Raw genomic sequence first — 25,021 nt, 5'->3', positions numbered from 1 at the left:
TAAAATTCAAACAATATGTTTACCATGAAATTATCATAATTCCGGAATTATTCCTGAACAATTCCGATTCTCAATGCTTTTAAGCCGCTCAGGCCCTGCACATCTTCCAGGTTAAGCTCTTCCAGTTCGGGCTGAAGGATTCCTGTTTCCTGCAGGTATTTGATGAATGGAAGGTAATCCTCCACATCTTTCTTGTTAAAATAGATGATCGACAGTTTATCCGGCTGTGTCAGGCGTTCACCCGATTCGCTGACAGAAACTTTATCGATCCTCTTTTTGATCATCTGGTACCTGATGTTGTACGCACCTTCCACATCAAATTTACGTTCGTCTGAACGGAAGCTGATGTCTATGGTCTGGTTGTGTACGAAGATCAGTTGTGTGGTCTGCAGTTTCTTTGGCATTCCCGGCAGGAGGGAATGGGTGAGTTTTGCAATTGCCGCCATCGAAGAAAGCTGCCAGAGCCGCAGGTTTTTCAGGTGAAAATGGTTGAAAGGCTTTCCGGGAGCAATAGACTGCCCGATATAAATGTCGTACTCCACACCATCCGTTCTGAATTTCTCAAAATAGCAGGGATAAGACTGCTGGAGTTTTTCTTTTTCGGCTTCAAAATAATTGTTTACCGCGCTGTTGATCATCTGCATGGATACTTCCAGTGCATACCTGTTCTTATGCACTTCGCCATCTGCTTTGGTGGCGCGTTCCAGGTATTTATCTACCGTTTTCTTTGTTTTTGCGTCCTGTTGGGCAAGGTGGTTTAAATAATCTGTCAGTTCCGTTTTCAGAAAGCCGTTCAGGTTATTCTCCTCGGTGGTGTTCCAGTGTTCCTGATGGAGTCCTTCCTGCCATTTTCTGCAATTGAAGACCATTTCTTCCATCAGGGAAGAGTTGTGGCCGGTTTTTAACGATTGCAGTGTTTCCGAAGCCAGGTTCAGGTGATACTCCAGGTCAGCTCTGGTGGCGCTGTTTCTCTCAATGGTAGAATTTCTGATGTCAATGGCACCATACAAAGGATAGACATCATTGAAATAGATGGACTCTGTTCGTTCAGGCAGGTGTTTCTTTTTATTATGGAGGTGATGCCAGGCGACTTCATTGAATTTCCATTGCACCGAAGGCTGGATAGAAGTGAATTTTTCTTTGATGATCCCTTCTATTTCGAGGTTAAACTCATCAATATAAATTTGCAGCAATTGTGCCAATGGCTGGATTGCCGGTTCCAGCAGGGCCAATGCCGACTCATTAAACAATTCGCCTTCATAAGTATGCATCGCCAGAACACCCACCAAAACATGGTTGTAAAATAAAGGGATTAAGGCCATAGACCTGACCCCTAATTCAATGAAGCTGACCAGAAATGCAAATTGTTCCAGATTCTCTTTTGTAATATCCGGAGAAAAGAAGGAATTGGGTTTGTCAGAATATGCTGTGGCCAATTGCTGGAAAGTCTCCGGAGAAAGTCTTTTTTCTCCCCATACAGAGAATAAAATTCCCGTACCTCCTTTTTCATAGCCGAATACCGGTTTGTTATTGACCCGTACAAAAGGAAAGAGGTCGAACTCAATGCGGTTATTCTGAAGTAGCGTTTTTAAGGATTGGATAACGACATCATAATCTTCTTCTTTTTCGCCTGAGCTACGGTTGAACCGTATTTTATTGATGTTTTCTACCGCTTGTTTAGCGGTTACATCATGTACGGTAAGCATAGAAAAACCCCTGAACTGAAACAAGTTCAATGGCAGCACACTTTCCAGCATTTCGTATCCGACGCCATCAGCAAGGTGTTCATGGATCTGCCGAAAATCGAGTTCCGGCAGTTTTCCTTTTACTTTAACTTCTATGAAATCAGTGTTGACATTGACCTGATAATAACTCAGTAAACCGGTTTCCTTATTGATTCCTGAGTGATACTTTTCCTTTGGCAAAGGAATGTGGAACTTGTATAATTTTTGCAGAATAAAAGCATAGACATACCTTAACCTTTCCCTGTGAAATTCTTCAGTAGTTTTGGATTTAAAGTAATCTTCTTCACTTGCTTTTTTGTTGTTTAACAACTCATACAGGGAATCTGTCCCATAAAAGGTGATGGGCTGAAGTGGGAAACACATCCCCCAGGCTACAAATTTATCATCTTCCTGGGCAGGGGAAAGAGAGGCATAGATGTATTCTAAAAGGAGTTCATACTGATGAACATCTTCCAGTGGAATATCCGCTTCGCAGCCTTTTTCCTTTTCAAACTCCGCCAGTGTCAGCTCATAATAAGACCGCTTGATCGTTTGCTCTTCTTTTACCCTTCTTCTCAGGTATTCGATAAAAGGTCTGAAAGAGAGCTCCGCGTCGGCTTCTAAAAGTTGTACTTTACTACCGGAAAGGTCCAGGATGACTTGCTTCATGTCTCTAAGATACTACTTTTCGAGGATCACTTTTAAATCATCCAACCCCTTTTGCAGGTCTTTACCAAGCATTCCTTCCATATCCCAACACAACAGCATGAGGTTCATCGGATATTTCATTCTTCCTTTAAAGCCCCATTTTACTTTAGTCTGGGTCTCTGAAACCGATTCAGTGATCATATAAGCATCATCATTTGATTCAAAAGGTTCTTTAAAGCGAAGCTTCATATCTATCCTTTCTTCTCCTGTGATTTTTATGATTTCCTGTTCTCCTTTACCTACATTTTTATCTTTGCTCTCCCAGGCCGCTACAAAACCGACGGTACCGTCCGTTCCTTTATATTCTTTCTTTGCAGCAGGGTCCCTTTTAAGCCATACACTGTACAAATCCTGGTTTTTCAGGAGTTTGATGTATTCAAACACTTGAGATTTGGGTTTGTTGATGGTGATTTCCCGTTCTACTGCATAATCCTTTTTAACAAATAAGGCAACAATCAGGAGCAGTACCACAATCAGTACGATCCCGCCTAAGATTACTTTTAAGATTTTCATTGTTTTTCTCGTTTAGTGGTGGTTGATTTAAGTAGTTTGTTACTACTAAATTACATCCCTCTTTTGGAAAAACAATGCGCTCATCCCTCGTTTTTAAATAATATCCAGGACCTTATGTTTTTTTTCTCTTTAATTTTGTTTTTTAATTTCAGAATAGAATTGATTTCTCCTCAAGGCTTATCGGTCACTGCGTTCTTCCATATTCAAATCGGTATCGAAAGGACTTTTGGTAAAGGGGTAAATCGACTGTTTGACAAAGCCTTTCGGGTATTGTGCCTCATGTACTCCTGTACCTGCAGGCCATTTCTTTCCCGGAAGATAATAGGTGCCGAACATCCAGTCGATAAAAGGAAAAATGGAAGCGAAGTTATGCCCATAATATTTAGGATCCTCACAGTGGTGCCAGTGGTGGTATTGAGGCGTGGTGAAGATGTATTTCAATGGTCCGAAATTGATCCTGGTATTGGCATGAATCAACACCGCATGAATGGCAATGAAAATGATGTACACATTAAAAACAGTCGTCGAAAACCCAAGGATATATAAAGGGATGAAGGTCATTGCCCTGGTAAAGAAGATATCCATAAAATGTGTCCTGCTGCCGGCGAGCCAATCCATACTTTGTGTAGAGTGGTGGATAGAGTGGAACCTCCATAGGTATACGCGGGTATGGAAAAAGCGGTGTGCCCAATATTGAAAGAGATCCGTTGTAAAGAAAGCCAGAAACAGGGCCAGGGCGAAAGGAAGGCTTTGTACCCATAAATGTACCTGTTCCAATCCGATCCAGCCAAAGAATAAAACGGCAGGTTTTTGTGTTACGATTCCAAAAAACTGAATAAATAAATGGCTGATCACAAAATACATCAGGTCAGTTCTCCATTCCTCATGAAATTTAGTCTGAGATTTGTTTTTAGGAAAGAACAGTTCCAGTGGAATAAAAATGGCGGTCATCAGTAACAGGTCCAGAATCATCCAGTCCAGACCGAAGTGCCAGTTGGTTTTTTCTACACTTCTTCCCTGAACAGTAAATGCACCAAGTACAATTGCAGTAGCCGCAATCGAAGTTCCGGTTAAAGCCCATTTGATCCTTTTACTTAAAATCAGGCTGAGTAAGGCAAAAAAGAAGGAAGCGATAATTCCTACAGTCATCATCATTTCTACCACTTCTTCTGTATAGATTTCGCGAAATTCAGGAGTGGTAAGTTGCTCAGGATAGCGGAAACAGAAAATTCCCAGCAGGGCAAGGGTGGCTAAAAATATGGAGATGTATCCACTGATCTGACCCTGGCCGACCTTCAAACGTTTATTTGGTGACATAATATAGCTATTCTATAAAAAAATTAATAACAGAAATTGTGGTGATGTATAAGGTTTAAATATTTTCCCGAAACGAATTAAGGGTAAATTCTGTTATAAAACAAGCGCTTCTGTTTTTTTTCTTGCCAGAAACCGATCTCTGAGGAGTAAAAAAGGCTTTTCTATTGCATAACGCATGAAGAGGGCAGATAAAACTGAGGTCCTTGCATTGATCATCATCATTGCGGCAGATCAAAAGAAATAAAACAAAATCGGTAGTTTTGGAATAAACTTTGTCTACAGCTAATGATGCAATTACACCCTACGGCCGCACTTTCTTCGATTCTTGATAACGACTTCTATAAGATCACCATGCAACAAGGCGTAATCCGCTTGTTTCCAGGTGCAAGTGCACGCTATAAATTCATCAATCGTGGCAAGCATTCTTTTCCTCCGGGCTTTTCAAAAGCACTGAGGGCAGCCGTAGATCAAATGGCCTCACTAAAACTCAGTAAAGAAGAGAAGCATTTCCTGCAGGTTACTTGTCCTTACCTTGATCCGGTATACCTTGATTTTCTGGAAGGTTACCGTTACAATCCGGAAGAAGTACGTATAGAACAACAGGGAGATCAGCTGGAGGTTCATGTAGAAGGCCTGTGGTACCGGACTATCCTATGGGAGGTCCCGTTAATGTCCATGATCTGTGAATTGTTTTATGTCCTCAGTGGCTCAGAAAGAATCAGCAATGAAGAGATTATTGAAGTTACCCGGAAAAAGATAGAGAGCCTGAGGAACTTAGGGGTAACCGTGGCGGAGTTTGGTACCCGCAGGCGGTATTCTTATCAGGTTCACCGGCTTGTTTTGCAGTCGCTGAGTCAGTATGGAGCAGGTTCCTTTATCGGAACGAGCAATGTCCATATGGCGATGCTTCATCAGACCAAACCTATCGGGACACATGCCCATGAATGGTTTATGTTTCATGCAGCAAGGTATGGCTTTAAAATGGCCAATGCCATGGGGCTGGAACACTGGGTAAATGTATACCGTGGAGACCTGGGGATTGCTTTATCAGATACTTACACTACCGAAGTATTTTTTAAGCAATTTGACAAGATGTTTTCTAAACTTTTTGATGGGGTAAGACATGACAGTGGTGATCCGGTATTGTTTGCGGATAAAGTGATCCGCCATTATCAGGATATGGGCATAGATCCTAAATCCAAAACCATTATTTTCTCCGATGGTTTAAATTATGAAAAAGTAGCCCGCATTGCAGACTACTGCCGGGATAAAATAGGAATGTCTTTTGGAATAGGGACGAACCTCACCAATGATGCCGGTCCCGATCCGATGAATATCGTCATTAAAATGACCGAAGCACATCCTAAAGATGGGGAATGGACAGAAGTGGTGAAGCTCTCCGACGAACATGGAAAATATACCGGAACTGAACGGGTGATCAATCTGGCAAAAACTATTCTTCAGATTTAGCTATAGGACATCCCCAGCCATCATAAGAACCATTGTGTTTTTCTGCTGTTTCTACTAATTCCCAGACATAATTATTCACTTCATAAGGCAAAACGGTGTTTTTTCTGGAGATGTTGAGCACATAAGGGAAGTCTTCACGGTCATGTTTGTCCTGCGACAAGACCCTAAATCCGGATCCGTTAACCTCATCACTAAACGCTTTCATGTCCTCTTCTGAATTGAAATAAATCCAATGGTCTACTTCGCGTTCCAGCTCAAACACATCTCCGCTTTTTTGAAGCTGTCTCAATACTTTTCCGTTCTGTATACACTTGTATTCGTAATGGTTGGGGTACAGGAATTCAAAATAGGTTTTCCAGTCCAGCTCTTCAAAACTGTCTGTCGCATACTGGTATTGAGGAAAACTCATCATAGCCTGTTGGACCAGGCTTTCATATCCTTCGTTTGTTGGCGCATAAAAGAACAATTCCAGTTTGCCTGCAGATTTCAATGCTGCGGTAAACAAGGCATTGATTTTGGTTAAGGCTGCATCTACCGCATCTTCAATATCACAAATGGTCTGGAATTCCTCGTTGGTTGTAAATCCATTTTCATCTGGTTTTTGTAGCTTGACGCCAAACCACAATAGTTTTGACAAACCGGGAATAGGGGCGATCTGGTTTAAGGCCAGGTTTAAACGGATAGAAGCCGGAAGGTCATTTACCCGGCTGAAATAACTATCCCAGTCTGCAGGAATTTCTTTTAAGTCTGTCGTGGTATTGCTCATTTTATTTTTAATTATGGTTGAGGTAAAAGTAGTATTATTGTGAGAAATAAATTGGTAACAATGATAATAAGGAAAAAGTTTTTTAAAATGCGGATACCATCGCGTTTAGCACCCGATTGTGATCATTTGTCAATTTAATAGCTACGCTTATTGATTTTATCCGGGAAAGAAAAAATAATTATACTTACTTAGTATCTGATTAGAAGACGAATTAAATGGAAGGATCGAAGAAAAGGAATCCCTATAAAACAAATGCAATGTTGCTTGTGGTCATTGGTGGATTGTTTCTGCTGACCCATCTTTTCCATTTCGCATTTAGGAACACGATAGATCAACCCCCGACACCCGCTCAATATGCCGCTTATCTGCCTCTGGATTCGGGTGCTAAAAATGCTCATCTGGAGCTTAAGTCATTATTTGCCAATAACCTGGATAGGGGTAGACTTCTTCCTCCGCTGATGGATCCGGTAACCGGAATGGTCATGTTAAATACAGTAAAAGAAGAAACCAATTATAGCGATGGGAATGTTTATTACAGGCTTGATTCAAGTGGTCGCCTTGTGGATTCGTTGCTGGTTGAGGATTATTATATCAGCTTAAACAGAGAATACATTATTCATCCGAACTATTATTACTCCTGGTTTTTAGATGGTCATCAGGAAAAGCGGGAATATTTACCGGTAAATGAGGATTTAAAACTAGGAACTAAGGCTTTACAACAACGTTATGAAACCCTTTACAGGGATGCGGAGCTTGTTCAGCTTTTTGGCTATCAAATGCTCTGGGGGAATGGGACTACTGAAAGGGAAAAAAGAAAATATTATGATACAAAAACAGATAAGGCCATCTTCTTAATTCGGAACAAATGGTATGCACTTTATGGTAAAGACCTGAAGACGATGCCCGGAGGAGAGAAAAAAAAGAGCCTCGATACCATCAGACAATTAAACCTGGATCAGCTGGGTGTACCTAATCCGTACCTGTATGTGGCTAATTTCCGTAAAGATAGTAAAGGATATGAGGGATGGGATGGAACTGCTTATTTAAATATCATGATGGGAAAAGATACTTTAAAAGTGAGTACAGGAATGACTTTAAATGAATCTGTGGGGAAACAACCACCTAAGTATGTTCACTCACTCGAGTATTTTAGAGGAAAGACGATGCCTTTTGCAATCATCTGTAAGGAGAACAATCGCTGTTATATTTTAAAGTCTAATTAAACAGTTTATAAAAATGAGAAAGCCACAACGTCTATCCACCTCAAGAGTGTGTACGATCGCTTTATTGGTGTCCCTGTTAGCGATCATTGTCTGTACCGCAAGTTCTGACTCTTTATATGCTTTGTACTTTTTTGCCAGCTGCAGTCCCGGAGTATTTATTTTCACGATCATATACTGTTTTGTAATTCTTGCCCTGGAGGCCAGGGGGATACTATTTCCCAATGTGTTTTTCCGGTTTGCAACCCCTTTCCTTTTCTTTAGTCTGATCATCTGGTGGTTTGTTTCTGAAAATTATATTTCTGATTTTCAACAATATACAGGGAAAGAGTATCTGGGGCGTTTTATGGACTTCGCATTTGATTTCCTGCTGCCAATTGGGCTTTGCATGGGACTGGTCAGCCTGATGCTTCCTATCGCAAAAGAAGAAGAAGAAACAATGGCCTAGCCTGGTATCATTCCCACTTCAAGCCCCATTGGTGCAAATCGTCAATGATTTTTAGTAACTCCATACCTTTTGTAGTGGGAGTATATATGATTTTCATGGGTGCTTTTTCTTCTACAATAGTTTTATCAATGAGCTGCTCTGCAACCAGTTCTGAAAGCCGCTTGCCTAATATCTGATCGGATAGGGAGGGAAAAGCATTCTTAAGAAGGCTGAACTGACGGGCGTCTCTGGCAATACTATGGAGAATCTGCATCTTCCACCGAGTACTAATGTTTCGCAGTACCTCATTGACTTCACATTTGCAGCTGAGTACCAATAGGTTATTGGCATTTGATGTTCCCGGTTTTAGTTTACTCGACATAATGAATAAGAATTGATACTCACTTTAGGGTGAGTTATTGTGTGACCAGATGTGGCTGGCGACCTTTGCTCTCACAAAATAAATCATTATGAAAATAAAATTAATTAATGCAAAGTCATTTTACTTCCTGCTCACGTTATTGTTCATCGTTTTTCAGGCCAATGCCCAAACGGAGAAAAAAACACCTGTTTTTGTATTGGTACATGGCGCCTTTCATGGAGGTTGGTGCTGGCAAAAAGTGACCAGACAGTTACAGGAAAAAGGAGAGGTCGTTTATACCCCAACGTTAAGTGGACTGGGAGCGCAAAAGCACACCTTAAACAGCAACATTGACCTGAATACGCACATTACAGATATTGTCAATCTGATCCTTTCGGAAGACCTGCACAAGGTCATTCTGGTCGGTCATAGCTATGCCGGGGCAGTGATTGCCGGTGTTGCAGACCGTGTTCCGGAAAGGCTGTCGCAATTGGTATTCCTTGATGCCATGCTGATGAAAAACGGGCAAAGTGCAATGGATGTGAGTCCGGAAGATATCCGCATGAGTTTTAATAAATCCGCTACAGAATTTGACAAAGGCCTGAGCCTTCCTTTTTTGTCGGCTGAGTTCTTCGGTCTTACGAATCCGGATGATATCAAATGGGTGAATGAACGTTTAACAAATCAGCCCTTTAGAACTTTTACACAACGTTTGGTACTTAAACATCCATACGGTAATCGTTTGCCACTGACTTATATTGCCTGTACAAATCCGGAACTCCGTGCCATCAAGCCATTTGCTGAGGAAGCAAAGGCCGGTAAGGATTGGCAGTATCTGGAGCTGAAAACGGGGCATGATGCAATGATCAGTATGCCGGTTGAACTCGCCCGAATGCTGGAATCGTTAAAATGAGTTAACCAGCAGTATTTCTTAAAAGATTTAATTGCAAACCCGGCCAATATCATTTGGTAAAGGATGGTCAGGTCCGCTATGCCTATCAATAGAAAAAGGCTGATCATTTCATTAATGATCAGCCTTTTTCGGAAAACAATGGTACTAATTAAGCGCCTTGTTTTCTCGTATATTTTGTAAGGATCACAATCACCTGACCCTCAATCTTACCTTCAATCTGATCGGTATTGTTTTCTACCAGACGGATATTTTTTACCACTGTTCCCATTTTTGCATTTAATGTGGAACCTTTTACATCCAGTGATTTTATTAAAACGATGGAATCACCTGCCTCCAGAATAGCGCCGTTACAATCTTTATGGAATTCTGCTGCTGCAGCATTTTCAAGACCTGCAGACTTTGCCCATGCTAACCTTTCTTCGTCCAGGTACATCATGTCCAGGTTGTCCATTGCCCAGCTCTCATTGCTGAGACGGTTCAGTAAACGCCAGGAAACCACTTGTACACCAGGAACTTCACTCCACATGCTTCCTGTTAAACATGCCCAGTGTTTGCTGTCCAGTTCTTCTTTATTCTCAATCTGTGATAAACATTTACCACAAACGATGATGCAGTTGTCCTCATTGCTCTTTGACTGTGGAGGTACTTCATATACGCTAACCGTATCTCCGGATTGGCACAATTCACATTTGTTTTCGCTTCTCTGCAGCAATAGTTCTTCCAGTTTCATATCCTAATATTATGTATCAAAACGCGAAGATAATTATTTTAAGCGGTAAACCTTAGCTGTAGCTATGCCGAACCGGTATTGCTGTCCGATTTACATGCTGCAATTTTGCGTAGTAAGAATTTCCTGTCCAGAGGAGCGTTACTTAGCTGTAATGCCAGTTCATAGGCGGTGATTGCTTTTTCTTTGTCTCCGGTTCTTTGGTAGATATCGGCTTTGGTGGCAGAGAAAAGGAAGCTTTTTTGTAGCCCTGAGTTCATTTCCAATTCATCGATCTCCCTGATTCCTGCTGCGGCTTCCTGCAGATAACTTTGCGCAATAATTCTGTTTAGCCGGATATAGGGGGAGTTAGGTTCCAGGATTTCCAGCTGTTGGTAGAGATATACAATCCTGGTCCAGTTTGTCTGTTTAAAATCGGGAGCTGTGCAATGCAAAGAAGCGATAATGGCTTCCAGATGAAGGCGGTGAAGTTGTGTAGATTGAGTAGAGATGTTCAGGTAGTAAAAGCCCTCCTGAATGAATTTCGTATTCCAGCGTGTCCGGTCCTGTTCGGCCAGGCTCAGCCATTCCAGGGCTTCCGTTAAACGGGCAGGAAACCTCGACAGGTTAAAAAACATTAAAGCCAGCAAGGCATTGGCCTGATGGAAACAGGCGTTTTTGTGGTCCGATAACAGCTGAGTTAACCTGATGGCCTCATAGCATAAGTCGTTATTGATGCCCTTTTTAGCTCTTGTTGTTTTGTAACCTTCGTTGAAAATTAAATATAAAATGCGAAGCAAAGTTTCTGTCTGCTCTTCTGAAGGAAGCAGCACCCGGACATTTAATAAATCAGCTCTTTCTTTAAGCAATGATTTACACCTGCTCAGGCTTTTCTTTACTGCCTCGTGTTTCATCAACAGCGCATTGGCAATCTCAGGAACGCCAAACCCGGATAAGATGTGTAAGGTGATGATGATTTGATTTCTGGTGGAAAATACAGGCTGACAACAGATGATCAGCAACCTGAGCTGGCTGTCTTTAATTTCATCGTCTGAGCAGATCATGTCAAATTGTTCTTCCAGATCAATTGATGCGGACCGCAATAGTTCAGTAGAAAATGATTCGGTCTTTTGTGCCCTTTTAACTGCATTTAAGGCTTTGTTCCTGGCAACTTTCATCAGCCAGCCGGAAGGGTTATCCGGGATTCCGCTGAACCGCCATTTGGTCAGGGCAGATTCAAAGGTATCCTGAACGATGTCCAGGATGAGTTCAAGGTGCTGTAATCCAAAAATCCTGGATAAAACAGCAGTCATCTTTCCCGAATTTTCGCGGAAAAGATGCGCTGTCAACTGAGGAATATTTTCTTTATAACTCAACCTGAATAATTTCTCTGATTTCCACAGTGGCGCCAAGCGCTAATGACGGACATCCTTTAGCCAGTTCAGTTGCTTCTTCCAAAGAATTGGCCAGCAGAAAATAATAACCACTGATACACTCTTTGCTTTCCACATAAGGGCCATCGGTAATGACATTTCCTCTAACGTGTGCCCCATCAGGATTAAGCGGGTTTCCATCCTTAAAATTGCCTTTCGCCATTAGTTCTTCTACCCATTTGATCTGTTTTTCGACGTCATCCTGCATTTGCTGAGCAGTCATTTCTCCGTACTCCGCATTTTCTCTGATCAGCATTAAAAACTCTTTCATAAATCGTTTGTTTAATAAATACCTGGTTAATTAAAAGGTTGACAATCGGGTAGCTCGTTTAGGGACAAAATAGTTCATTTATTTTATATACCAATGAAGATACCTACTATACACGGTAACATTGAACGAAGGATATTGATCAATTATACTGCTGATCCGGCGGTAGTACAACAGCTGCTCCCTTTTCCGTTTCGCCCTAAAATTTATAAAGACAAGGCAATTGCAGGCATTTGTTTAATCCGCCTGAAAAATATAAAGCCGAAAGGTTTTCCTGATTTAGTTGGTGTTTCTTCAGAAAACGGAGCGCACAGGATTGCAGTAGAGTGGGATGAAGGCGGGGAGGTTAGGGAAGGGGTGTATATCCCCAGAAGGGACACTTCGCTAAGACTCAATACCATTGTCGGTGGCTGGCTGTTTCCCGGAGTTCATCATCTTGCAAAATTCAATGTAGAAGAAGCAAATGGTCAGTATCATATTGATTTTGTAAGTGCTGATCAAACAGGTGTTTCTATTGATGCAAAAGAAGTGGAGCTTCTGACTGAGAACTCTATATTTCAGACTTTAGATGAAGCTTCTCTTTTTTTCGAAAAGGGTTCTTTGGGGTATTCTCCAAATAAAAAGCAATTTGACGGTCTTAAGCTACAGACTTACCGATGGGAAATGAGAGCCCTGGAGGTGTCACAGGTCAGCTCCAGTTTTTTTGAAGATCAGCACCTCTTTCCAAAAGGATCCGTTGTTTTTGACCACGCCTTATTGATGACAGAAATTGAGCATGAGTGGCATAGCGTCTCCACACCGGCAGAGGCCTGATTGCCGGGCAATACAGCTGATATAAATACAACATCAGATCAATGTCAGCTCCTGTAAATAACCGGAAAGGGTCGGGGATCACCCTTTCCGGAGTGATAAAGGGAGAAATACTTATTTGTCAGCTGCTACTGCAAAGGCAACTGCAGCTTCAGCATGGATCATTGTCGTATCAAAAACAGGAACTGCAATGTCTTCCTGATGAATTAACAACGGAATTTCTGTACAGCCCAAAATGATACCTTCTGCACCTCTGTCTATCAACTGCTGCACAATGGCCAGGTATTTCTTTTTGGTTTCCGGATTCAGTACCCCTCGTCCCAATTCATTTCTTAAGGCATCTTCAATATAATCCCTGTCTTCCTGACTTTCCGGAATAAGGGGCTCAATTCCGTTGGCTATCAGTTTGTCTTTATAGAAATCCAATTCCATCGTATAGGTGGTTCCCAGTAATCCTACTTTTTTCAGGTTTACTTTGTTAATGGCGTCTGCAACCGCTGTCGTAATGTCTATAAGCGGGAGATTTACCCTTTCTGCAATCCGGTCTGACACAATATGGGCGGTATTGGCGCACAAAACAATGGCTTCAGCACCAGCTTTTTTCAGATTTTCAGCAGCGCTAACGAGCAATTCAAAAGTCGAATCCCAATCGTATGCTGCATTGAAACGTTGAAAATCATCAAAATTAACGGAGTAGATGATGCATTCTGCAAAATTTAGTCCCCCAAGTTGTTCATTTACGCCTTCATTGATATAACGGTAGTAATCTACGGTAGATGTCCAGCTGATTCCTCCAACAAGTCCGATTCTTTTCATTTGTATAAGTTTTTAAAATTCATTGTTTTTATGAGGTAAAAGTAGATAGCTTTGAGTAACTGTAACAGATACAGAAATTGACTATTTAAGTATAACAGATGAAAGCGTTTCAATACCTGAGCATTGCAGATGAACTGGAGAAATTAATCAATACAGAGGTTTATCCTGTTGGTCAGAAACTTCCTTCTTTGCGCCTGATCAGTTTGCGGTTCCGGGTGAGTGTAGGTACGGTATTGAAGGCTTTTATGCTACTGATCGATAAAGGCCTGATTCTGGGCAAGGAGCGTTCAGGCTATGTGGTCTTGAGAAAATCTATCCTGAATGCTGATTTACCACAAAGCTGCAAAAGGGTATCTGCTGCAAGTGAAGTGAGGGTTAATCCGCTTTTACACGAAATCAGCAGGGAAGGCCAGGAGCACAAATCTTTTATATCTTTTTTTAATGCGGTGCTGGACCCGGGCCTTTTGCCGCTTAATGCGATCAGACGAAGTCTGCAACATGCTTCAAGAGACCTGACAGGCGCACATTTATTATACGAACAGGCCAATGGAAATCCTTTGCTGAGACAGGCAATCGCCGGGAGGTCTTTCCGATGGTTTGGCGCACTCCATGCAGAAGATGTGGTCATTACAAACGGGGCATTGGAAGCTGTAAACCTATGCCTGAGAGCGGTAGCCGAAAAAGGGGATACCATCGTTGTAGAAACGCCTTTTTACTACGGAATCCTTCAGACGATTGAAGCACTCGGGCTGAAAATAGTAGAACTTCCGGGAGATACTTTATCGGGAATTGACCTCGATCAGTTGGCGCAGGTATGTGAGGAGCATCAGGTGGCTGCCTGTGTACTGATTTCTAATTTTAACAATCCCAACGGAGCGATGCTGTCCGATCAGAAGAAAAGAGATATCGCGGCCTTTGCAAAGCGAAAGAGGATACCAATTATTGATGATGATATTTATGGGGATCTCCACTTTGATGCAGAAAGACCTTCAAATATAAAAAGCTACGATGAGGATGGATGGGTGATGTTGTGCTCTTCTTTTTCTAAATCTGTAGCGCCCGGATACCGCGTCGGATGGTGTGCTCCGGGAAGATTTACAGAGAAAGTGATCAGACTGAAAGCGGTCACCAATGTGGCTACAGCAAGTGTCGTTCAGTTGTCGCTGTTGCAACTGTTAAATACAGGAGCATACGACCGCCATTTGCGCAGGTTAAGGCCTGAGTTGCACAAACTGATGTTGTTGACCTTACAGGCCATAGCGCAATACTTTCCTTTAGAAACCAAAGTGAGCAGACCGAAAGGTGGCCTGGTACTCTGGATTGAATTGCCCAAAGGAGTTGATGCAGTTGTACTTCATCAAAAGGCAATCGCAGCGCATATTCAGATTGCTCCGGGAGGCCTGTTTTCCAACCGTGGAGATTATACAAACTATATCCGGATGAGTTGTAGTAACCTGTGGAGCAAAAAAATAGAACAGGCCATCCGGCAATTGGGAAACATGATCAGGGACGAGATGAAAAAAAGAACAATTAATTTCTGAGCGTATTCCTTATTTGCTAGCTTTATTTGGTATTTGATCAATCCTTGCTAATTTGTAAAAAGATGAAACGTGGCGCTTTAATTTTCTGGACAATTTATAGCCTTTTCTTTGCCATTCCATTCCCCATGATCATCTATTATTCTACGACTAATCAGGATGACATCAACGGACTCAGAGAGAGTAACCCCTGGCTTTCCCTTTTTATTTTAGCGGCATCCATCATCATGTGGATTGTTGTCCTGGTGGTCTTTTACCAAAAATGGGTGTTAAATGTTTTTACTTCCAAAAAGAATATTGAGTACCTGGAAAAGGAAGGAGAACCTAGAGAGGCCCGGATTTTAAGTGTAAAAAAGGTAACCAGGCCAGGAGCAGAAATGGATACTTATCTGCTGGAGCTGGCCTTTAAAAACCTGGTAGGTACAGAAATTGTGCAGAAGTCTGGTGTGACAGACAGTAAACCTTTTGAACGTCGTTATGAGGTTGGGAAAAAGGTAGTGCTATTGATTGATAAGGAAATGAAACGTATTCCCTACTTTATTTTTTCAGGTACCATAGTGAAAATACATACCAAAATTGTCTTGTTCAGAACCCTGGGTGTGCTGGCAATCCTGGTCGTTCTGCTGGGATATTATGTCTATGCCTATCAATCCGAAAGTCATGGTATGGGCTGGAGGTTTATGAGTTTTGGGCACCCACTAATCGTTTGTCCGCTGGTTCTTTTATTTTACAGGATTTTAGTAGATCTTGTGGTTAACAAGTTGGGGGGAGATTACAGGGACAATAGCCCTTTAATTAAGTTTAAAGGAGTAAGGACAAATGCCAGACTCATCAGTGCCAGTCAGACAGGAACCTATATTAACGAACAGCCTATGATTCGTTTCGAGCTGGAATATACCGACGACAAGCAGCAAACGTATAACGGAAATATAAAAAAGATTGTAAACCTGCTGGATTTAAACAGTATAAAAGTCGAACATATGGAGATTTTTTACCTCAAATCCGATCCTACACGGATTGCTTTCGCCAGTGATTTAAATGAATTAAGCTAAACCGTATGAAGAAGTTAATTGCCCTAATGATTTGCAGCCAGATTCTCTTTAGTTGTAAGCAGATCTCGAAAAGTGTCGAGGAAACGTTTCAGCCAAATGATTCTATAGCCAATAAAACGGCGCAGGCTAAACCCGCCGGAAATGAAGACCATTTTGATACACAAACCGAAACCACCAGCAGTACTACCGTAGAAACACATACCAGTACCTATACAGAACAACATGTTGAAGGGAAAGCAATTGGTTTTTTAACGAATGTTGATCAGCTGACAAAAGCCGAAAACGACTTAAAAAAACTACCCCAATATCTGGGAAAGGAAATTTTCATTTATTTGAATATTAATTTTTATAATGATGGCCACATCACGGTCATGCTTCAGCATCCTGAAAACCCTAAGTACGTAGATAGTTATGAATACAATGCAGGTAAGTGGTCTGCACCCAAGCCTAAGCAATTATCTGTAAAAGACGACGTAAAGAGCAACCTGGTTTCGCTGAATAGTATCCCGTTTTCTAACGTTGCCAAAGTAACGGGTATCTATAATGAAAAAGCTTCCCATATTGAAGGAGCGAAGGCAAGTGACCATACTTACATTACCATCTACAAGCATCGGATCGAATGGTATCCGATGAACATTGATGGCACCAGGGAGCGTTATTTCATTCAGTTTAATCCGGATGGAACATTAAAGGAGTTCAAACAGGATTAAAATTTACACCTTTGCCTTATCTATACTTTTAACTTCAAAAATGCATAAAGTATTATTGATCACCTTGCTGTTAACTGCTAAGTTTATTCCTGTTGCAGCGCAAAACAATTGGATACCCGAAGTCGAAAAAGAGGGGATAAAGATTTATACCGGGGTATTGCCAAACTCCAGGATCAAAGCGGTAAAGGCACAATGTAATGTTAAAGCAACTGCATCACAGGTGGTGGCCTTGTTGATGGATGTGGAATCTGCTGTAGATTGGGTATACCATACAAAATCATGCACACTGATCAAAAGAGTTTCCCCTGATGAAATTTATTATTATTCAGAAATCAGTTTGCCCTGGCCTTTACAGAACCGGGATTTTGTGGCACATTTAAAGGTTAGCCAAAATGCAGTTACAAAGGTTGTTACCATAGATGGACCAGCCGTAAAGGGATATGTGGCTGAAAAGAAAGGTATAGTAAGAATCCAGGATTCCAAAGGGAAATGGATCATCAGCCCGGCAGGAGCTGGCCACGTAAACATAGAATACACAATACATGTAGATCCCGGAGGAACTTTGCCGCCATGGCTGATCAATATGTTTGCTGCCGAGGGGCCACTCAGGATCATTAAAAACCTCAAACTGCAGGTGCAGAAACCTGTATATAAAAATGCGGTTGTTGATTACCTGCTGGATTAATTTTGAGCAGGTTTCCCACTCAAAAACCGTTTAATCGAAGCCCGTATACAGATTACGGTTTAGTTTAAAATAGATCAGCTGATTTTTAAAGTCGATAATGGTATTGAATCTTTTCAGAAAACTGTTTCCATAAAATCCTGCCATTTTATCTGTAGCATCAATCCCATCAACAGAAGCAGATAATGAAACAGGAATGTTGTAAAGAAATTTAGCGGAGAATTCTATTGAAGGGCATAAAACAATTGGCATTTCGTAAGTGGAACCGTCTGAACCCTGAAAAGATGCGGCACCTATCTTTCTCATTTTTTGAACCAGGTCGTTTTTACGTACAAAAGGAGAGGCGAGGGTCAGTATATCATCCGCACCACTGTCAAGGCCGAATAGCCCGGAATATTTTAGTCCATTTACGGTAAAACTACTTTCAACGGCAGGATAATCATCAACCAGATGAAGTTTCATTTTCTCATAGGAGGAATAATCAACTTCTTTATCATCTTCCTTAAAAAATCTGATTTCGTTTTTATTGTAATCAATTTCAACGGTGTTTCCTTTCATTAAGTCAGTTCCAAATACGCCATCAAAGGCATCAGTATCGTATGGAATGAGTGCAAAATCTACTTTTTTTCTTTCGATTGTTCCAAAGCTTACTTTGTTGCCATTGCTTTGTTCTACGGTGTTGGTTCCGTTTGAACCTTTGTTTTCTGATTTTCCGTCAACGCTTAATCCTAATTTTTTAACAGATTGGCTATTGATCACTGAGCCATTTGCACCGGTATCGAACAGAAATTTAACACTGTCTTTTTCATTTACCTTAACATAAAGGTAAATACAGTTTTTTTCCAGTTTAAAAGGGATAATGCTGATTGGTTTCGACTGTCCTGAAACATTAAGAGTGATGATAGAAAGGAGTAATAAATAAATCAGTTTCATTGTTTTTTATAGGTTTGTTTGTCCTTTTGAAATTTACGGTCCAATGCTGATACCTCGGCATTGAAGCGCTCCCGCCAGTTTTCACCATAAGTGTTTTCCAGAATGCGGAAGTACTTATAATTGTCTTTTTCGTACACTCTTTGTTCGTCAGGCCTCACATCACAACCACCTTCCACACGTTCATAGCGGATGCCCCATTTCCGGATGATGCTGTCCATGGCCATATAATATCCAACAGGTGGCAGCTCACCAAAACGATAATCTACCCATTTTAACGTACTATCCGCAGTAATGACGGTTTCCTTACCTCTGGCTGTGTGACCATTTTTTTGCGTACAGGAAATAAACAATACCAGCAGTAATCCGTAGCAACATAACTTAATTTTCATCTTTGTATCATTATGAACACTATTCATACCCGCCATTTAATGTAATCTGAACTATAATGCTGTCTTTTACTTTCCATCTTGTCCATCCATGAAATTTTTCAGTGTAATTATCTACAAATCTGATCCAGTCATCTTGTACGATATCGACTTTTAACTGGTAAGTTTCATTCTTTTGGATTTTTTTACCATTAGGTTTGTCATACAGTTCCTTAGGATCATAATCGATAAAGGCTGCCCGTTTCAGTGCCTGCTCCCAGGTTTCGTAATAAAACCAATCAGGGATCCTGGACTGGTTAAAATTCGGATCAAAGAAACCACCATTGTCATCCATATTTATCCGTAAATCTTTTTTAGGATTTACCCGTACAAAGCTTGTTTCATAGGTCTTCTCGTTGATTAAAACCTGAACTCCATCATCGGTTTTGTCGATGACCCTAAACACCAGCTGTGGGACAAAACGTATCAAGCCCATATTTATATTTGATTTAGCATCGGCATCAGAGTCTCCTTCGGATAGGATATAAGGTTGAAGTTTATCCCCCAGGTGTTTTGTTCGAAAGTCGCATCGGCCTTTGTTCAGGCCGGTTTTCCGGGCTACAAATTGTATCGAATCGTAAGGTAGGGTATCTGTCTTTGATTGGTATAGCATAAGGGGTTTATTCGTGTTAAAATGGATCAATCCTATTCCCATTTTAGTTCCCGTTACAGGTAATACAAGTTCTTCTTTCTGCTTCTTCCTGCGCTTGTCTTCCTCAGAATGGCAAGCGCTCAGGATCAGCATCAGGTTCAATAATATGATCAGAAACATCCCAGTGACTTCCAGGGGCTGATTTTTGATAAGTAAGAACCTACCTATAGATAAGTTTAGAGATTTCGTTCCCATTTTCATCATATTCAATGTGCATCTGTAATTTACCGACTTCATCCCAACACTTATAGCTTTTATAGTTCCGGTTACATTCCACATAATATTCCCGTTCTATCTGCCCGGTGCTGTAATAGAGCCTTTGCCAGCCATTCGTATATCCGTTTTTGCATTCGGTTTCCCCGATTAAATTTCCATTGTTATGAAATTCTACTATAGTCCCTGTAAACGGCAGTCCCCGATAATCATACATATTACCACCACCCGCATCAATTGATTTATATTGTAAATCATCATCATCAAAATCTACTCTTATCATTGCATCATTAATTATTAAGCTTGGTACTTTTGGTTTCTTCCACATATCCGGAACCATAAAGATGATTCGGTTTCATCAACCAATGCGGTATTTTAAGCGTTTTTATATTTTCTAAAGTTGATCCTGAGCGACCTCGAATGGCTCATTTTTGATGAGCTTCCCGGTTTTATTATAGGTCAGAATCCGTTTTGATCCGTTAATGCTTTTTAGGATTTCCTGTCCATCCAGAACTCCGTTTTTGTAATATTCCTTTACCTCTTCCTTCTTTGCATTTTCATAACTGCGCGTATTTAGCTTTCCCGCTTTATAATCTTCTATATAGCGAAGTTGATTTTTAAAATATTGTTTGGTATGGATGATTCCGTCTTTACCATAATCTTCAGCAAAATTTGGCCCTGTAACATATTGTATTTTTCCGGTTGGATAGTAGGTGGTATCGAGTCCGGTAATGTCATTACTGATCTTTTCCAACTTTCCGTTTTCGTAATAGGTTTTCGAAATTCCATTTCCAAAATGCTCATTTTTATTTATTGAGGTCCAACCTTCCGATCTCATGGTCTGATTGGGATAATATCCCTTATAACGGATGACTTCTTTATCCCGGTAAACCTCTAGTGTTAGCTGCTTTCTTTCATAATTTTTATAGGATACCACCAAAGAATTGGAGATGATATAATCGGTTTTAAGGCTGATATGCTCCATAACCGAAAGGGTCCCCTCAATCAAGTCGTCTTTGACTTCCAGTGTTGCCTTTTGACTGGGGTTTTCAATCTGATATTTCCGGTCTTCCAGCAATACTGGTACTCCTGTTTCTAAGTCTACAATTTTTACCTTATTGATAAAAGCGAAGTCCGATTCTCCGATCTTAACCCTGACTGAAGTATTGATCTTTTGAGAAAAGGCATTGCCGGTTAGGAGCATTACGACCAATATAGAGGTCGTTTTTTTGAGCAGATTAACCTGCCATTCCCTGATTTTAATGCTCATATAAATGTTCTTGTTGTCGTAAATTTATAAAATTTTAAATGAAGGAATAGCGATTCAATAGATTAATTATGTGATTTATAATAAAATGTAATTTAAGCACCAGGAGGTAATGAAATCTGTTTGTATGATTCTGTTTAGCTTTATCATACACGCTGCCGCTCATGGGCAAGAAGGAGTATTTGATATTAAAGAGACCATAGGAACGACGGTAGCAGAAAAGGTGCTGAAAAGCAGATTGGTTTAAACCAATCTGCCCAATGCTGCTTTGTCAAATCCCTGGAATTCATTCATCCGGTTTTCCTTTACCTTCTGAACCCAATAGGGGTCTGCCAAGAGCGATCTGCCTACTGCTACCAGATCAAACTCGTTGTTGTCCATTCTTCGAATAAGCTCATCAATAGAAACAGGGTTGGAGCCTTCGCTCGTAAAGATGGTGGTCACATCATTATCCAGGCCCACAGCGCCAACGGTGATGGTGGCTTTTCCTGTAAGTTTTTTTGCCCATCCGGCGAGGTTGAGGTCAGATCCCTCAAACTCAGGATCCCAAAACCGGCGTGTTGAGCAATGAAAAATGTCGATGCCTGCATCTGCAAGCGGTATCAATAAGGATTCCAGCTCTCCCGGGCTTTTTGCCAGTTTGTTGTGGTAATCACTGAACCGCCATTGGGATAACCGCATCATCAATGCAAAATCTTCTCCAACCTGCTTTCGGATCTCTTTTGCGATTTCTACGGCAAACCTGCTGCGCTCTGCTAAAGTTTTACCACCAAAAAAATCGGTTCTTTTATTCGTATTCTCCCAGAGAAACTGGTCTATCAGGTAACCATGTGCGCCCTGAACCTCCACACTGTTAAAGCCCATTTTTTTGGCATGTGCAGCCGAGCGGCCAAAAGCAGCAATCGTATCTGCAATGTCGGCATCTGTCATGGCCCTTCCATTTCCAATCCCGGATGGGCCTTCAAAAGGGGCAGGGGGCAACCATCCTGAATGGTGATTTTCCTGGATTCCTATATGCCAGAGCTGCGGCGCCATTTGTCCACCAGCTTCCAGTACGCCATCAATAACCTTCTGCCATCCGGCCAGCGACTGGTCCCTATGGAAATCAGGAACATCAGGTTCATTGGCAGCCGATGGACGGTCGATCACTGTTCCTTCGGAAATGATCAGGCCTACTTCTGCTTCAGCCCTTCTTCTATAATAATTTGCAACATCTGCTGTCGGAATTCCGGCAGGAGAGCACGACCTTGTCATGGGTGACATTACAAAGCGGTTTCTTGTATTTAATGATTTCAGGCGGAATGGCCTGAATAAGCTTTCAATATTCATCGTCATCTGATTTTTGTTGATCTAGTTTTTCCATTGCGCTCCTTAGCGTTTTCTTTTCCGGGAGAGATTTTGTCAGGTCAATGGCTTTCTGATAGAGATCAATTGCTTTATCCGCTGCGGTGTCGGTATAGAGATAGCCTAATAATGCATAATACCCACTGCTGTCCCTGAGATTCAGCTTTTCTGCTTCCTGTATTCCCTTTTCATTCCCATAAACTTTGGCGAAGGCAAAAGTCCTGTTCAGCGCAGTTATAGGGGAATACTCGATCAGAATAAGCTGATTGTACAGCTGTAAAATATGTTGCCATTTATGCTGATCAGTTGGGGTACTATGCCAATAGGCGATGCCGGCTTCCAGGTGATATTTTGAGATTTCCGTTCCGGAACAGGCATTGACAAGGTAATAATTCCCTTTGTCGATCAGCTCCTGACTCCATAAACTTTTATCCTGCCGCTCGTATAAAATGGTTTCTCCCGAATCACCTGCTCTTGCATCCAGTCTGGAGCTCTGGAAACACATTAAAGCCAGAAGGGCGTTGGTTTTAGGAACATTGGTCCATGCATTTTCTGTGAGGATAAGTGTAAGCCTGATGGCTTCTGAACAAAGTTCTCTTCTGATGAGCTGGCTGTTAGACTTTGAGAAATAACCTTCATTAAACAAGAGATATAAGGTTTTCAGAACAGCATCAAGTCTGGAAGTAATTACAGTTTCCTGCAATGTTCTGATCTGAAAATTATCCTGACGAAGGACATTCTTTGCCCGGAACAACCTTTTCTTAATTGTTTCTTTTTTGCTGAGAAAAGCATCTGCAATTTCTTCTATACTGAATCCACAGAGGATCTGAAGAGCCAGACAAATCTGCGCTTCAGTAGAATTTCCGGGATTGCAAACCGCAAAAATCATGGCCAACTGACTATCAGTAATGCTTTCTTCATTGAAATCCCAGTCAGGCTCCCGTTCTTCCGGCTTAACCTCTCTTTTGACCTGCGTTTCAAAGACCGCATTCCTTTTCAGGTAGTCCCTGGTTTTATTCTTAGCCACAGTATATAACCAGGCCGTTGGATTTTCCGGCAGGCCATTCAAAGCCCATACCTCGGTTGCTTTTAGAAATGTTTCACTCACAAGGTCTTCTGCAACAGCTATGTTTTCCAATCCAAAATGACGGCACAGGACTGCCGTCATTTTAGTGTATTCCAGTCTGAACAACTGGGGGATAAGCGCTTGATCTCTACTTGTTGCCATTACGCTTAAAGCACTTCTCTTACCTCTATATTACCGCCCAGTTTAAAGATAGGGTTGCCTTTCGCAAATTCCACAGCTTCCTCAATCGTCTCTGTTTTTACAATGATATAACCACTGATAAACTCCTTGATTTCCGCATAAGGGCCATCGGTTACTACATTATCGGGCATTACTGTTTTTGCATTCAGTGTAGATAGGGTGTTCCCCTTGTCGGCCAGCTTGTTCTGAGCGGCAATACCTGCCAGCCAATTCATTCTTTCCTGGATTTGCTCAGCTGAGGGCTTCACATTGGAAGCATTGTTCAGCCTGAAGATTAATAAGAATTCTTTCATCGTTTGTAAATTTTAATGTTTTGCAGCAATGACGATTGAATCTTAAAGATGGGGACAAAAAAATATTTATTCTTTATAAATTATCGGATAATCGATATAACCATGGTCTCCTCCCTCATAATAAGTATTGCTGTTTCCGGCAGTGAGAGGGGCATTATGGCGAAACTTTTGAACCAGATCAGGGTTGGAGATGAAAGGTCTGCCAAAGGCGATCAGATCTGCAAGGCCAGCCTGTAATGCGGCTTCGGCGGATTCAGCGGTATAACCACCAGCGAGAATCAGCAGGTTCTCAAAACGTTTTCTCAGTGACACAATATAATCTAGCGGAATCGGTGGATTTCCACCTGTAGACTGATCGGAGAGGTGGATATAGAGAATGCCCATCCGTTGTAATTCATCGCCCAGGTATTCATGTGTTGCCCTTTCTTCCGCATATGCTGGAAGGTCATTCAGGGTGGCAAAAGGGGAGAGCCTGATGCCGGTACGTTCCCTGCCTATGGCAGCAGATACCCCCTCCATGATCTCCAGCAGGAAACGGCTGCGGTTGATGATGTTGCCTCCGTATTGGTCGGTTCTGCGATTGGTATGGGGATGCAGGAATTGCTCCGGCAGAAAACCATGGGCACCATGTATCTCAACCCCGTCGAAGCCAATTTCTATGGCACTGATTGCGGCCTGTACATGCGCATCGACCAGGTCACGGATACCCGAAATACTCAACACCTCCGGCTCTGGCATCGGCAAATGGCCACCACCCGGGATTCTTATCGTTTCTATGGCCTGTACAGCTGAAGGAGCAACCAGAGCTGCCGATCCCTCCTGGTTCAGCGGATGTCCTATTCTACCGGAATGAACGAGCTGTACAAAAATCTTTCCTCCTCTCTCATGGACTTCTTCAACTACCTTTTTCCATGCTGCTTTCTGAGCGGAATTGTATAAACCAGGAGCATTTAAGTACCCAACACCATTGGCAGCAACAGCACTGTTTTCGGCAATGATTAAACCGGCTCCTGCCCGTTGTCCGTAATAAACAGGGGCGGACGGGCTGGGGATTCCTTTTTCTGAACGCCGCCGGCTCATTGGGGCCATTACCACACGGTTGCGGAAGTTCATTACCGGGGTATTCAGAGGAGATAACAGCTTTTCTTTTAAACTTTTCATAACTATTTTTGTTGAACTCAAAATTACAAGCC

Annotated in this window: 27 protein-coding genes; 9 read left to right on the top strand and 18 right to left on the bottom strand. The window is 41.7% G+C overall.

Going from position 1 to position 25,021, the window contains the following annotated elements:
• Nucleotides 1-47: 47 nt before the first annotated feature.
• The 3 genes from BUC20_RS06440 to BUC20_RS06430 form a co-directional block, all read right to left on the bottom strand.
• A complete protein-coding gene (locus BUC20_RS06440; RefSeq protein ID WP_073228835.1) occupies nucleotides 48-2,393 on the bottom strand; it encodes a GAF domain-containing protein in 2,346 nt (781 codons plus the stop codon).
• Nucleotides 2,394-2,405: 12 nt separating this feature from the next.
• Nucleotides 2,406-2,945 carry an SRPBCC family protein gene (locus tag BUC20_RS06435; RefSeq protein WP_073228832.1) on the bottom strand — a complete coding sequence of 180 codons (540 nt, stop codon included), beginning with the start codon at nucleotides 2,943-2,945 and terminating at the stop codon, nucleotides 2,406-2,408.
• A gap of 177 nt (nucleotides 2,946-3,122) precedes the next feature.
• The gene (locus BUC20_RS06430) at nucleotides 3,123-4,262 is read right to left on the bottom strand and encodes a sterol desaturase family protein (protein WP_073228830.1); all 1,140 of its coding nucleotides are present in this window, start codon (nucleotides 4,260-4,262) and stop codon (nucleotides 3,123-3,125) included.
• A gap of 288 nt (nucleotides 4,263-4,550) precedes the next feature.
• Here BUC20_RS06430 and pncB point away from each other — a divergent pair, with 288 nt between their 5' ends.
• Complete coding sequence (gene pncB / locus BUC20_RS06425; protein ID WP_143166738.1) at nucleotides 4,551-5,732, top strand: nicotinate phosphoribosyltransferase; 1,182 nt, start codon at nucleotides 4,551-4,553, stop codon at nucleotides 5,730-5,732.
• On the opposite strand, the gene BUC20_RS06420 is transcribed toward pncB, so the two are convergent.
• Complete coding sequence (locus BUC20_RS06420; RefSeq protein ID WP_073228825.1) at nucleotides 5,716-6,498, bottom strand: DUF695 domain-containing protein; 783 nt, start codon at nucleotides 6,496-6,498, stop codon at nucleotides 5,716-5,718. The two genes, pncB and BUC20_RS06420, sit on opposite strands and share 17 nt — an antisense overlap.
• Nucleotides 6,499-6,713: 215 nt before the next feature.
• Here BUC20_RS06420 and BUC20_RS06415 point away from each other — a divergent pair, with 215 nt between their 5' ends.
• Nucleotides 6,714-7,721, top strand: coding sequence for a hypothetical protein (locus tag BUC20_RS06415; protein ID WP_073228822.1), 1,008 nt, complete (start codon nucleotides 6,714-6,716; stop codon nucleotides 7,719-7,721).
• A 13-nt stretch (nucleotides 7,722-7,734) separates the two neighbouring features.
• Nucleotides 7,735-8,166, top strand: coding sequence for a hypothetical protein (locus BUC20_RS06410; RefSeq protein ID WP_143166720.1), 432 nt, complete (start codon nucleotides 7,735-7,737; stop codon nucleotides 8,164-8,166).
• Between the two features lie 7 nt (nucleotides 8,167-8,173).
• Here the strand turns inward: BUC20_RS06410 and BUC20_RS06405 are convergent, their stop codons facing one another.
• Nucleotides 8,174-8,527: a winged helix-turn-helix transcriptional regulator gene (locus tag BUC20_RS06405; protein WP_084528590.1), complete on the bottom strand. Its 354-nt coding sequence runs from the start codon at nucleotides 8,525-8,527 to the stop codon at nucleotides 8,174-8,176.
• An 88-nt stretch (nucleotides 8,528-8,615) separates the two neighbouring features.
• Between BUC20_RS06405 and BUC20_RS06400 the strand changes: the two genes are divergently transcribed.
• Nucleotides 8,616-9,419 carry an alpha/beta fold hydrolase gene (locus BUC20_RS06400; RefSeq protein ID WP_084528588.1) on the top strand — a complete coding sequence of 268 codons (804 nt, stop codon included), beginning with the start codon at nucleotides 8,616-8,618 and terminating at the stop codon, nucleotides 9,417-9,419.
• A 148-nt stretch (nucleotides 9,420-9,567) separates the two neighbouring features.
• Here the strand turns inward: BUC20_RS06400 and BUC20_RS06395 are convergent, their stop codons facing one another.
• The 3 genes from BUC20_RS06395 to BUC20_RS06385 all read right to left on the bottom strand — a co-directional run bounded on the left by BUC20_RS06395 (nucleotide 9,568) and on the right by BUC20_RS06385 (nucleotide 11,829).
• On the bottom strand, nucleotides 9,568-10,149 hold the full coding sequence (locus BUC20_RS06395) for a PhnA domain-containing protein (RefSeq protein ID WP_073228817.1): 582 nt from the start codon (nucleotides 10,147-10,149) through the stop codon (nucleotides 9,568-9,570).
• A 62-nt stretch (nucleotides 10,150-10,211) separates the two neighbouring features.
• On the bottom strand, nucleotides 10,212-11,474 hold the full coding sequence (locus BUC20_RS06390) for an RNA polymerase sigma factor (protein WP_262497408.1): 1,263 nt from the start codon (nucleotides 11,472-11,474) through the stop codon (nucleotides 10,212-10,214).
• 16 nt (nucleotides 11,475-11,490) lie between these two features.
• Complete coding sequence (locus BUC20_RS06385; protein ID WP_073228812.1) at nucleotides 11,491-11,829, bottom strand: YciI family protein; 339 nt, start codon at nucleotides 11,827-11,829, stop codon at nucleotides 11,491-11,493.
• Nucleotides 11,830-11,922: 93 nt separating this feature from the next.
• Here BUC20_RS06385 and BUC20_RS06380 point away from each other — a divergent pair, with 93 nt between their 5' ends.
• Nucleotides 11,923-12,639: a DUF2071 domain-containing protein gene (locus tag BUC20_RS06380; RefSeq protein ID WP_073228809.1), complete on the top strand. Its 717-nt coding sequence runs from the start codon at nucleotides 11,923-11,925 to the stop codon at nucleotides 12,637-12,639.
• Between the two features lie 111 nt (nucleotides 12,640-12,750).
• On the opposite strand, the gene BUC20_RS06375 is transcribed toward BUC20_RS06380, so the two are convergent.
• Entirely contained in the window at nucleotides 12,751-13,452 is a 702-nt protein-coding gene (locus BUC20_RS06375; protein WP_073228807.1) for an aspartate/glutamate racemase family protein, read from the bottom strand.
• Nucleotides 13,453-13,550: 98 nt separating this feature from the next.
• On the opposite strand from BUC20_RS06375, the gene BUC20_RS06370 reads away from it, so the two are divergent.
• From BUC20_RS06370 to BUC20_RS06355, 4 genes are all read left to right on the top strand, one after another.
• The gene (locus BUC20_RS06370) at nucleotides 13,551-14,993 is read left to right on the top strand and encodes an aminotransferase-like domain-containing protein (protein WP_073228804.1); all 1,443 of its coding nucleotides are present in this window, start codon (nucleotides 13,551-13,553) and stop codon (nucleotides 14,991-14,993) included.
• A 62-nt stretch (nucleotides 14,994-15,055) separates the two neighbouring features.
• Complete coding sequence (locus BUC20_RS06365; protein ID WP_073228802.1) at nucleotides 15,056-16,042, top strand: hypothetical protein; 987 nt, start codon at nucleotides 15,056-15,058, stop codon at nucleotides 16,040-16,042.
• Nucleotides 16,043-16,047: 5 nt separating this feature from the next.
• Nucleotides 16,048-16,752: a hypothetical protein gene (locus BUC20_RS06360; RefSeq protein WP_073228799.1), complete on the top strand. Its 705-nt coding sequence runs from the start codon at nucleotides 16,048-16,050 to the stop codon at nucleotides 16,750-16,752.
• A 40-nt stretch (nucleotides 16,753-16,792) separates the two neighbouring features.
• Nucleotides 16,793-17,437, top strand: coding sequence for an START domain-containing protein (locus tag BUC20_RS06355; RefSeq protein WP_073228797.1), 645 nt, complete (start codon nucleotides 16,793-16,795; stop codon nucleotides 17,435-17,437).
• A gap of 30 nt (nucleotides 17,438-17,467) precedes the next feature.
• Here BUC20_RS06355 and BUC20_RS06350 read toward each other — a convergent pair whose 3' ends face one another.
• The 9 genes from BUC20_RS06350 to BUC20_RS06310 all read right to left on the bottom strand — a co-directional run bounded on the left by BUC20_RS06350 (nucleotide 17,468) and on the right by BUC20_RS06310 (nucleotide 24,989).
• Nucleotides 17,468-18,367 carry a retropepsin-like aspartic protease gene (locus BUC20_RS06350; RefSeq protein ID WP_073228795.1) on the bottom strand — a complete coding sequence of 300 codons (900 nt, stop codon included), beginning with the start codon at nucleotides 18,365-18,367 and terminating at the stop codon, nucleotides 17,468-17,470.
• Entirely contained in the window at nucleotides 18,364-18,756 is a 393-nt protein-coding gene (locus tag BUC20_RS06345) for an FEKKY domain-containing protein (RefSeq protein WP_143166718.1), read from the bottom strand. The genes BUC20_RS06350 and BUC20_RS06345 overlap by 4 nt, the downstream gene beginning before the upstream one ends.
• Before the next feature lie 19 nt (nucleotides 18,757-18,775).
• Nucleotides 18,776-19,639 (bottom strand): hypothetical protein, encoded by an 864-nt coding sequence (locus BUC20_RS06340; RefSeq protein WP_143166717.1) that lies wholly within the window; start codon nucleotides 19,637-19,639, stop codon nucleotides 18,776-18,778.
• The gene (locus BUC20_RS06335; protein WP_143166716.1) at nucleotides 19,605-19,940 is read right to left on the bottom strand and encodes a toxin-antitoxin system YwqK family antitoxin; all 336 of its coding nucleotides are present in this window, start codon (nucleotides 19,938-19,940) and stop codon (nucleotides 19,605-19,607) included. The genes BUC20_RS06340 and BUC20_RS06335 overlap by 35 nt, the downstream gene beginning before the upstream one ends.
• Before the next feature lie 111 nt (nucleotides 19,941-20,051).
• Complete coding sequence (locus BUC20_RS06330) at nucleotides 20,052-20,927, bottom strand: toxin-antitoxin system YwqK family antitoxin (RefSeq protein WP_073228789.1); 876 nt, start codon at nucleotides 20,925-20,927, stop codon at nucleotides 20,052-20,054.
• A 240-nt stretch (nucleotides 20,928-21,167) separates the two neighbouring features.
• Nucleotides 21,168-22,253 carry an NADH:flavin oxidoreductase gene (locus BUC20_RS06325; RefSeq protein ID WP_073228787.1) on the bottom strand — a complete coding sequence of 362 codons (1,086 nt, stop codon included), beginning with the start codon at nucleotides 22,251-22,253 and terminating at the stop codon, nucleotides 21,168-21,170.
• Complete coding sequence (locus BUC20_RS06320; RefSeq protein ID WP_073228786.1) at nucleotides 22,243-23,496, bottom strand: RNA polymerase sigma factor; 1,254 nt, start codon at nucleotides 23,494-23,496, stop codon at nucleotides 22,243-22,245. Before BUC20_RS06320 ends, BUC20_RS06325 begins: the two co-directional genes overlap by 11 nt.
• A gap of 5 nt (nucleotides 23,497-23,501) precedes the next feature.
• Complete coding sequence (locus BUC20_RS06315) at nucleotides 23,502-23,828, bottom strand: YciI family protein (RefSeq protein ID WP_073228784.1); 327 nt, start codon at nucleotides 23,826-23,828, stop codon at nucleotides 23,502-23,504.
• A 66-nt stretch (nucleotides 23,829-23,894) separates the two neighbouring features.
• Entirely contained in the window at nucleotides 23,895-24,989 is a 1,095-nt protein-coding gene (locus BUC20_RS06310) for an alkene reductase (RefSeq protein WP_073228782.1), read from the bottom strand.
• Nucleotides 24,990-25,021 lie beyond the last annotated feature (32 nt).

Source organism: Pedobacter caeni (assembly GCF_900129215.1).
GTDB lineage: Bacteria > Bacteroidota > Bacteroidia > Sphingobacteriales > Sphingobacteriaceae > Pedobacter > Pedobacter caeni.
Note: the sequence above shows the minus strand (reverse complement) of the source record. Positions and strands in the feature narration are given on the sequence as shown.

Excerpts from the sequence above, each read along its gene's own strand:
- BUC20_RS06440 (WP_073228835.1), bottom strand. The coding sequence starts at position 2,393 with ATGAAGCAAGTCATCCTGGACCTTTCCGGTAGTAAAGTACAACTTTTA.
- BUC20_RS06435 (WP_073228832.1), bottom strand. The coding sequence starts at position 2,945 with ATGAAAATCTTAAAAGTAATCTTAGGCGGGATCGTACTGATTGTGGTA.
- BUC20_RS06430 (WP_073228830.1), bottom strand. The coding sequence starts at position 4,262 with ATGTCACCAAATAAACGTTTGAAGGTCGGCCAGGGTCAGATCAGTGGA.
- pncB (WP_143166738.1), top strand. The coding sequence starts at position 4,551 with ATGCAATTACACCCTACGGCCGCACTTTCTTCGATTCTTGATAACGAC.
- BUC20_RS06420 (WP_073228825.1), bottom strand. The coding sequence starts at position 6,498 with ATGAGCAATACCACGACAGACTTAAAAGAAATTCCTGCAGACTGGGAT.
- BUC20_RS06415 (WP_073228822.1), top strand. The coding sequence starts at position 6,714 with ATGGAAGGATCGAAGAAAAGGAATCCCTATAAAACAAATGCAATGTTG.
- BUC20_RS06410 (WP_143166720.1), top strand. The coding sequence starts at position 7,735 with ATGAGAAAGCCACAACGTCTATCCACCTCAAGAGTGTGTACGATCGCT.
- BUC20_RS06405 (WP_084528590.1), bottom strand. The coding sequence starts at position 8,527 with ATGTCGAGTAAACTAAAACCGGGAACATCAAATGCCAATAACCTATTG.
- BUC20_RS06400 (WP_084528588.1), top strand. The coding sequence starts at position 8,616 with ATGAAAATAAAATTAATTAATGCAAAGTCATTTTACTTCCTGCTCACG.
- BUC20_RS06395 (WP_073228817.1), bottom strand. The coding sequence starts at position 10,149 with ATGAAACTGGAAGAACTATTGCTGCAGAGAAGCGAAAACAAATGTGAA.
- BUC20_RS06385 (WP_073228812.1), bottom strand. The coding sequence starts at position 11,829 with ATGAAAGAGTTTTTAATGCTGATCAGAGAAAATGCGGAGTACGGAGAA.
- BUC20_RS06380 (WP_073228809.1), top strand. The coding sequence starts at position 11,923 with ATGAAGATACCTACTATACACGGTAACATTGAACGAAGGATATTGATC.
- BUC20_RS06375 (WP_073228807.1), bottom strand. The coding sequence starts at position 13,452 with ATGAAAAGAATCGGACTTGTTGGAGGAATCAGCTGGACATCTACCGTA.
- BUC20_RS06370 (WP_073228804.1), top strand. The coding sequence starts at position 13,551 with ATGAAAGCGTTTCAATACCTGAGCATTGCAGATGAACTGGAGAAATTA.
- BUC20_RS06365 (WP_073228802.1), top strand. The coding sequence starts at position 15,056 with ATGAAACGTGGCGCTTTAATTTTCTGGACAATTTATAGCCTTTTCTTT.
- BUC20_RS06360 (WP_073228799.1), top strand. The coding sequence starts at position 16,048 with ATGAAGAAGTTAATTGCCCTAATGATTTGCAGCCAGATTCTCTTTAGT.
- BUC20_RS06355 (WP_073228797.1), top strand. The coding sequence starts at position 16,793 with ATGCATAAAGTATTATTGATCACCTTGCTGTTAACTGCTAAGTTTATT.
- BUC20_RS06350 (WP_073228795.1), bottom strand. The coding sequence starts at position 18,367 with ATGAAACTGATTTATTTATTACTCCTTTCTATCATCACTCTTAATGTT.
- BUC20_RS06345 (WP_143166718.1), bottom strand. The coding sequence starts at position 18,756 with ATGAAAATTAAGTTATGTTGCTACGGATTACTGCTGGTATTGTTTATT.
- BUC20_RS06340 (WP_143166717.1), bottom strand. The coding sequence starts at position 19,639 with ATGGGAACGAAATCTCTAAACTTATCTATAGGTAGGTTCTTACTTATC.
- BUC20_RS06335 (WP_143166716.1), bottom strand. The coding sequence starts at position 19,940 with ATGATAAGAGTAGATTTTGATGATGATGATTTACAATATAAATCAATT.
- BUC20_RS06330 (WP_073228789.1), bottom strand. The coding sequence starts at position 20,927 with ATGAGCATTAAAATCAGGGAATGGCAGGTTAATCTGCTCAAAAAAACG.
- BUC20_RS06325 (WP_073228787.1), bottom strand. The coding sequence starts at position 22,253 with ATGAATATTGAAAGCTTATTCAGGCCATTCCGCCTGAAATCATTAAAT.
- BUC20_RS06320 (WP_073228786.1), bottom strand. The coding sequence starts at position 23,496 with ATGGCAACAAGTAGAGATCAAGCGCTTATCCCCCAGTTGTTCAGACTG.
- BUC20_RS06315 (WP_073228784.1), bottom strand. The coding sequence starts at position 23,828 with ATGAAAGAATTCTTATTAATCTTCAGGCTGAACAATGCTTCCAATGTG.
- BUC20_RS06310 (WP_073228782.1), bottom strand. The coding sequence starts at position 24,989 with ATGAAAAGTTTAAAAGAAAAGCTGTTATCTCCTCTGAATACCCCGGTA.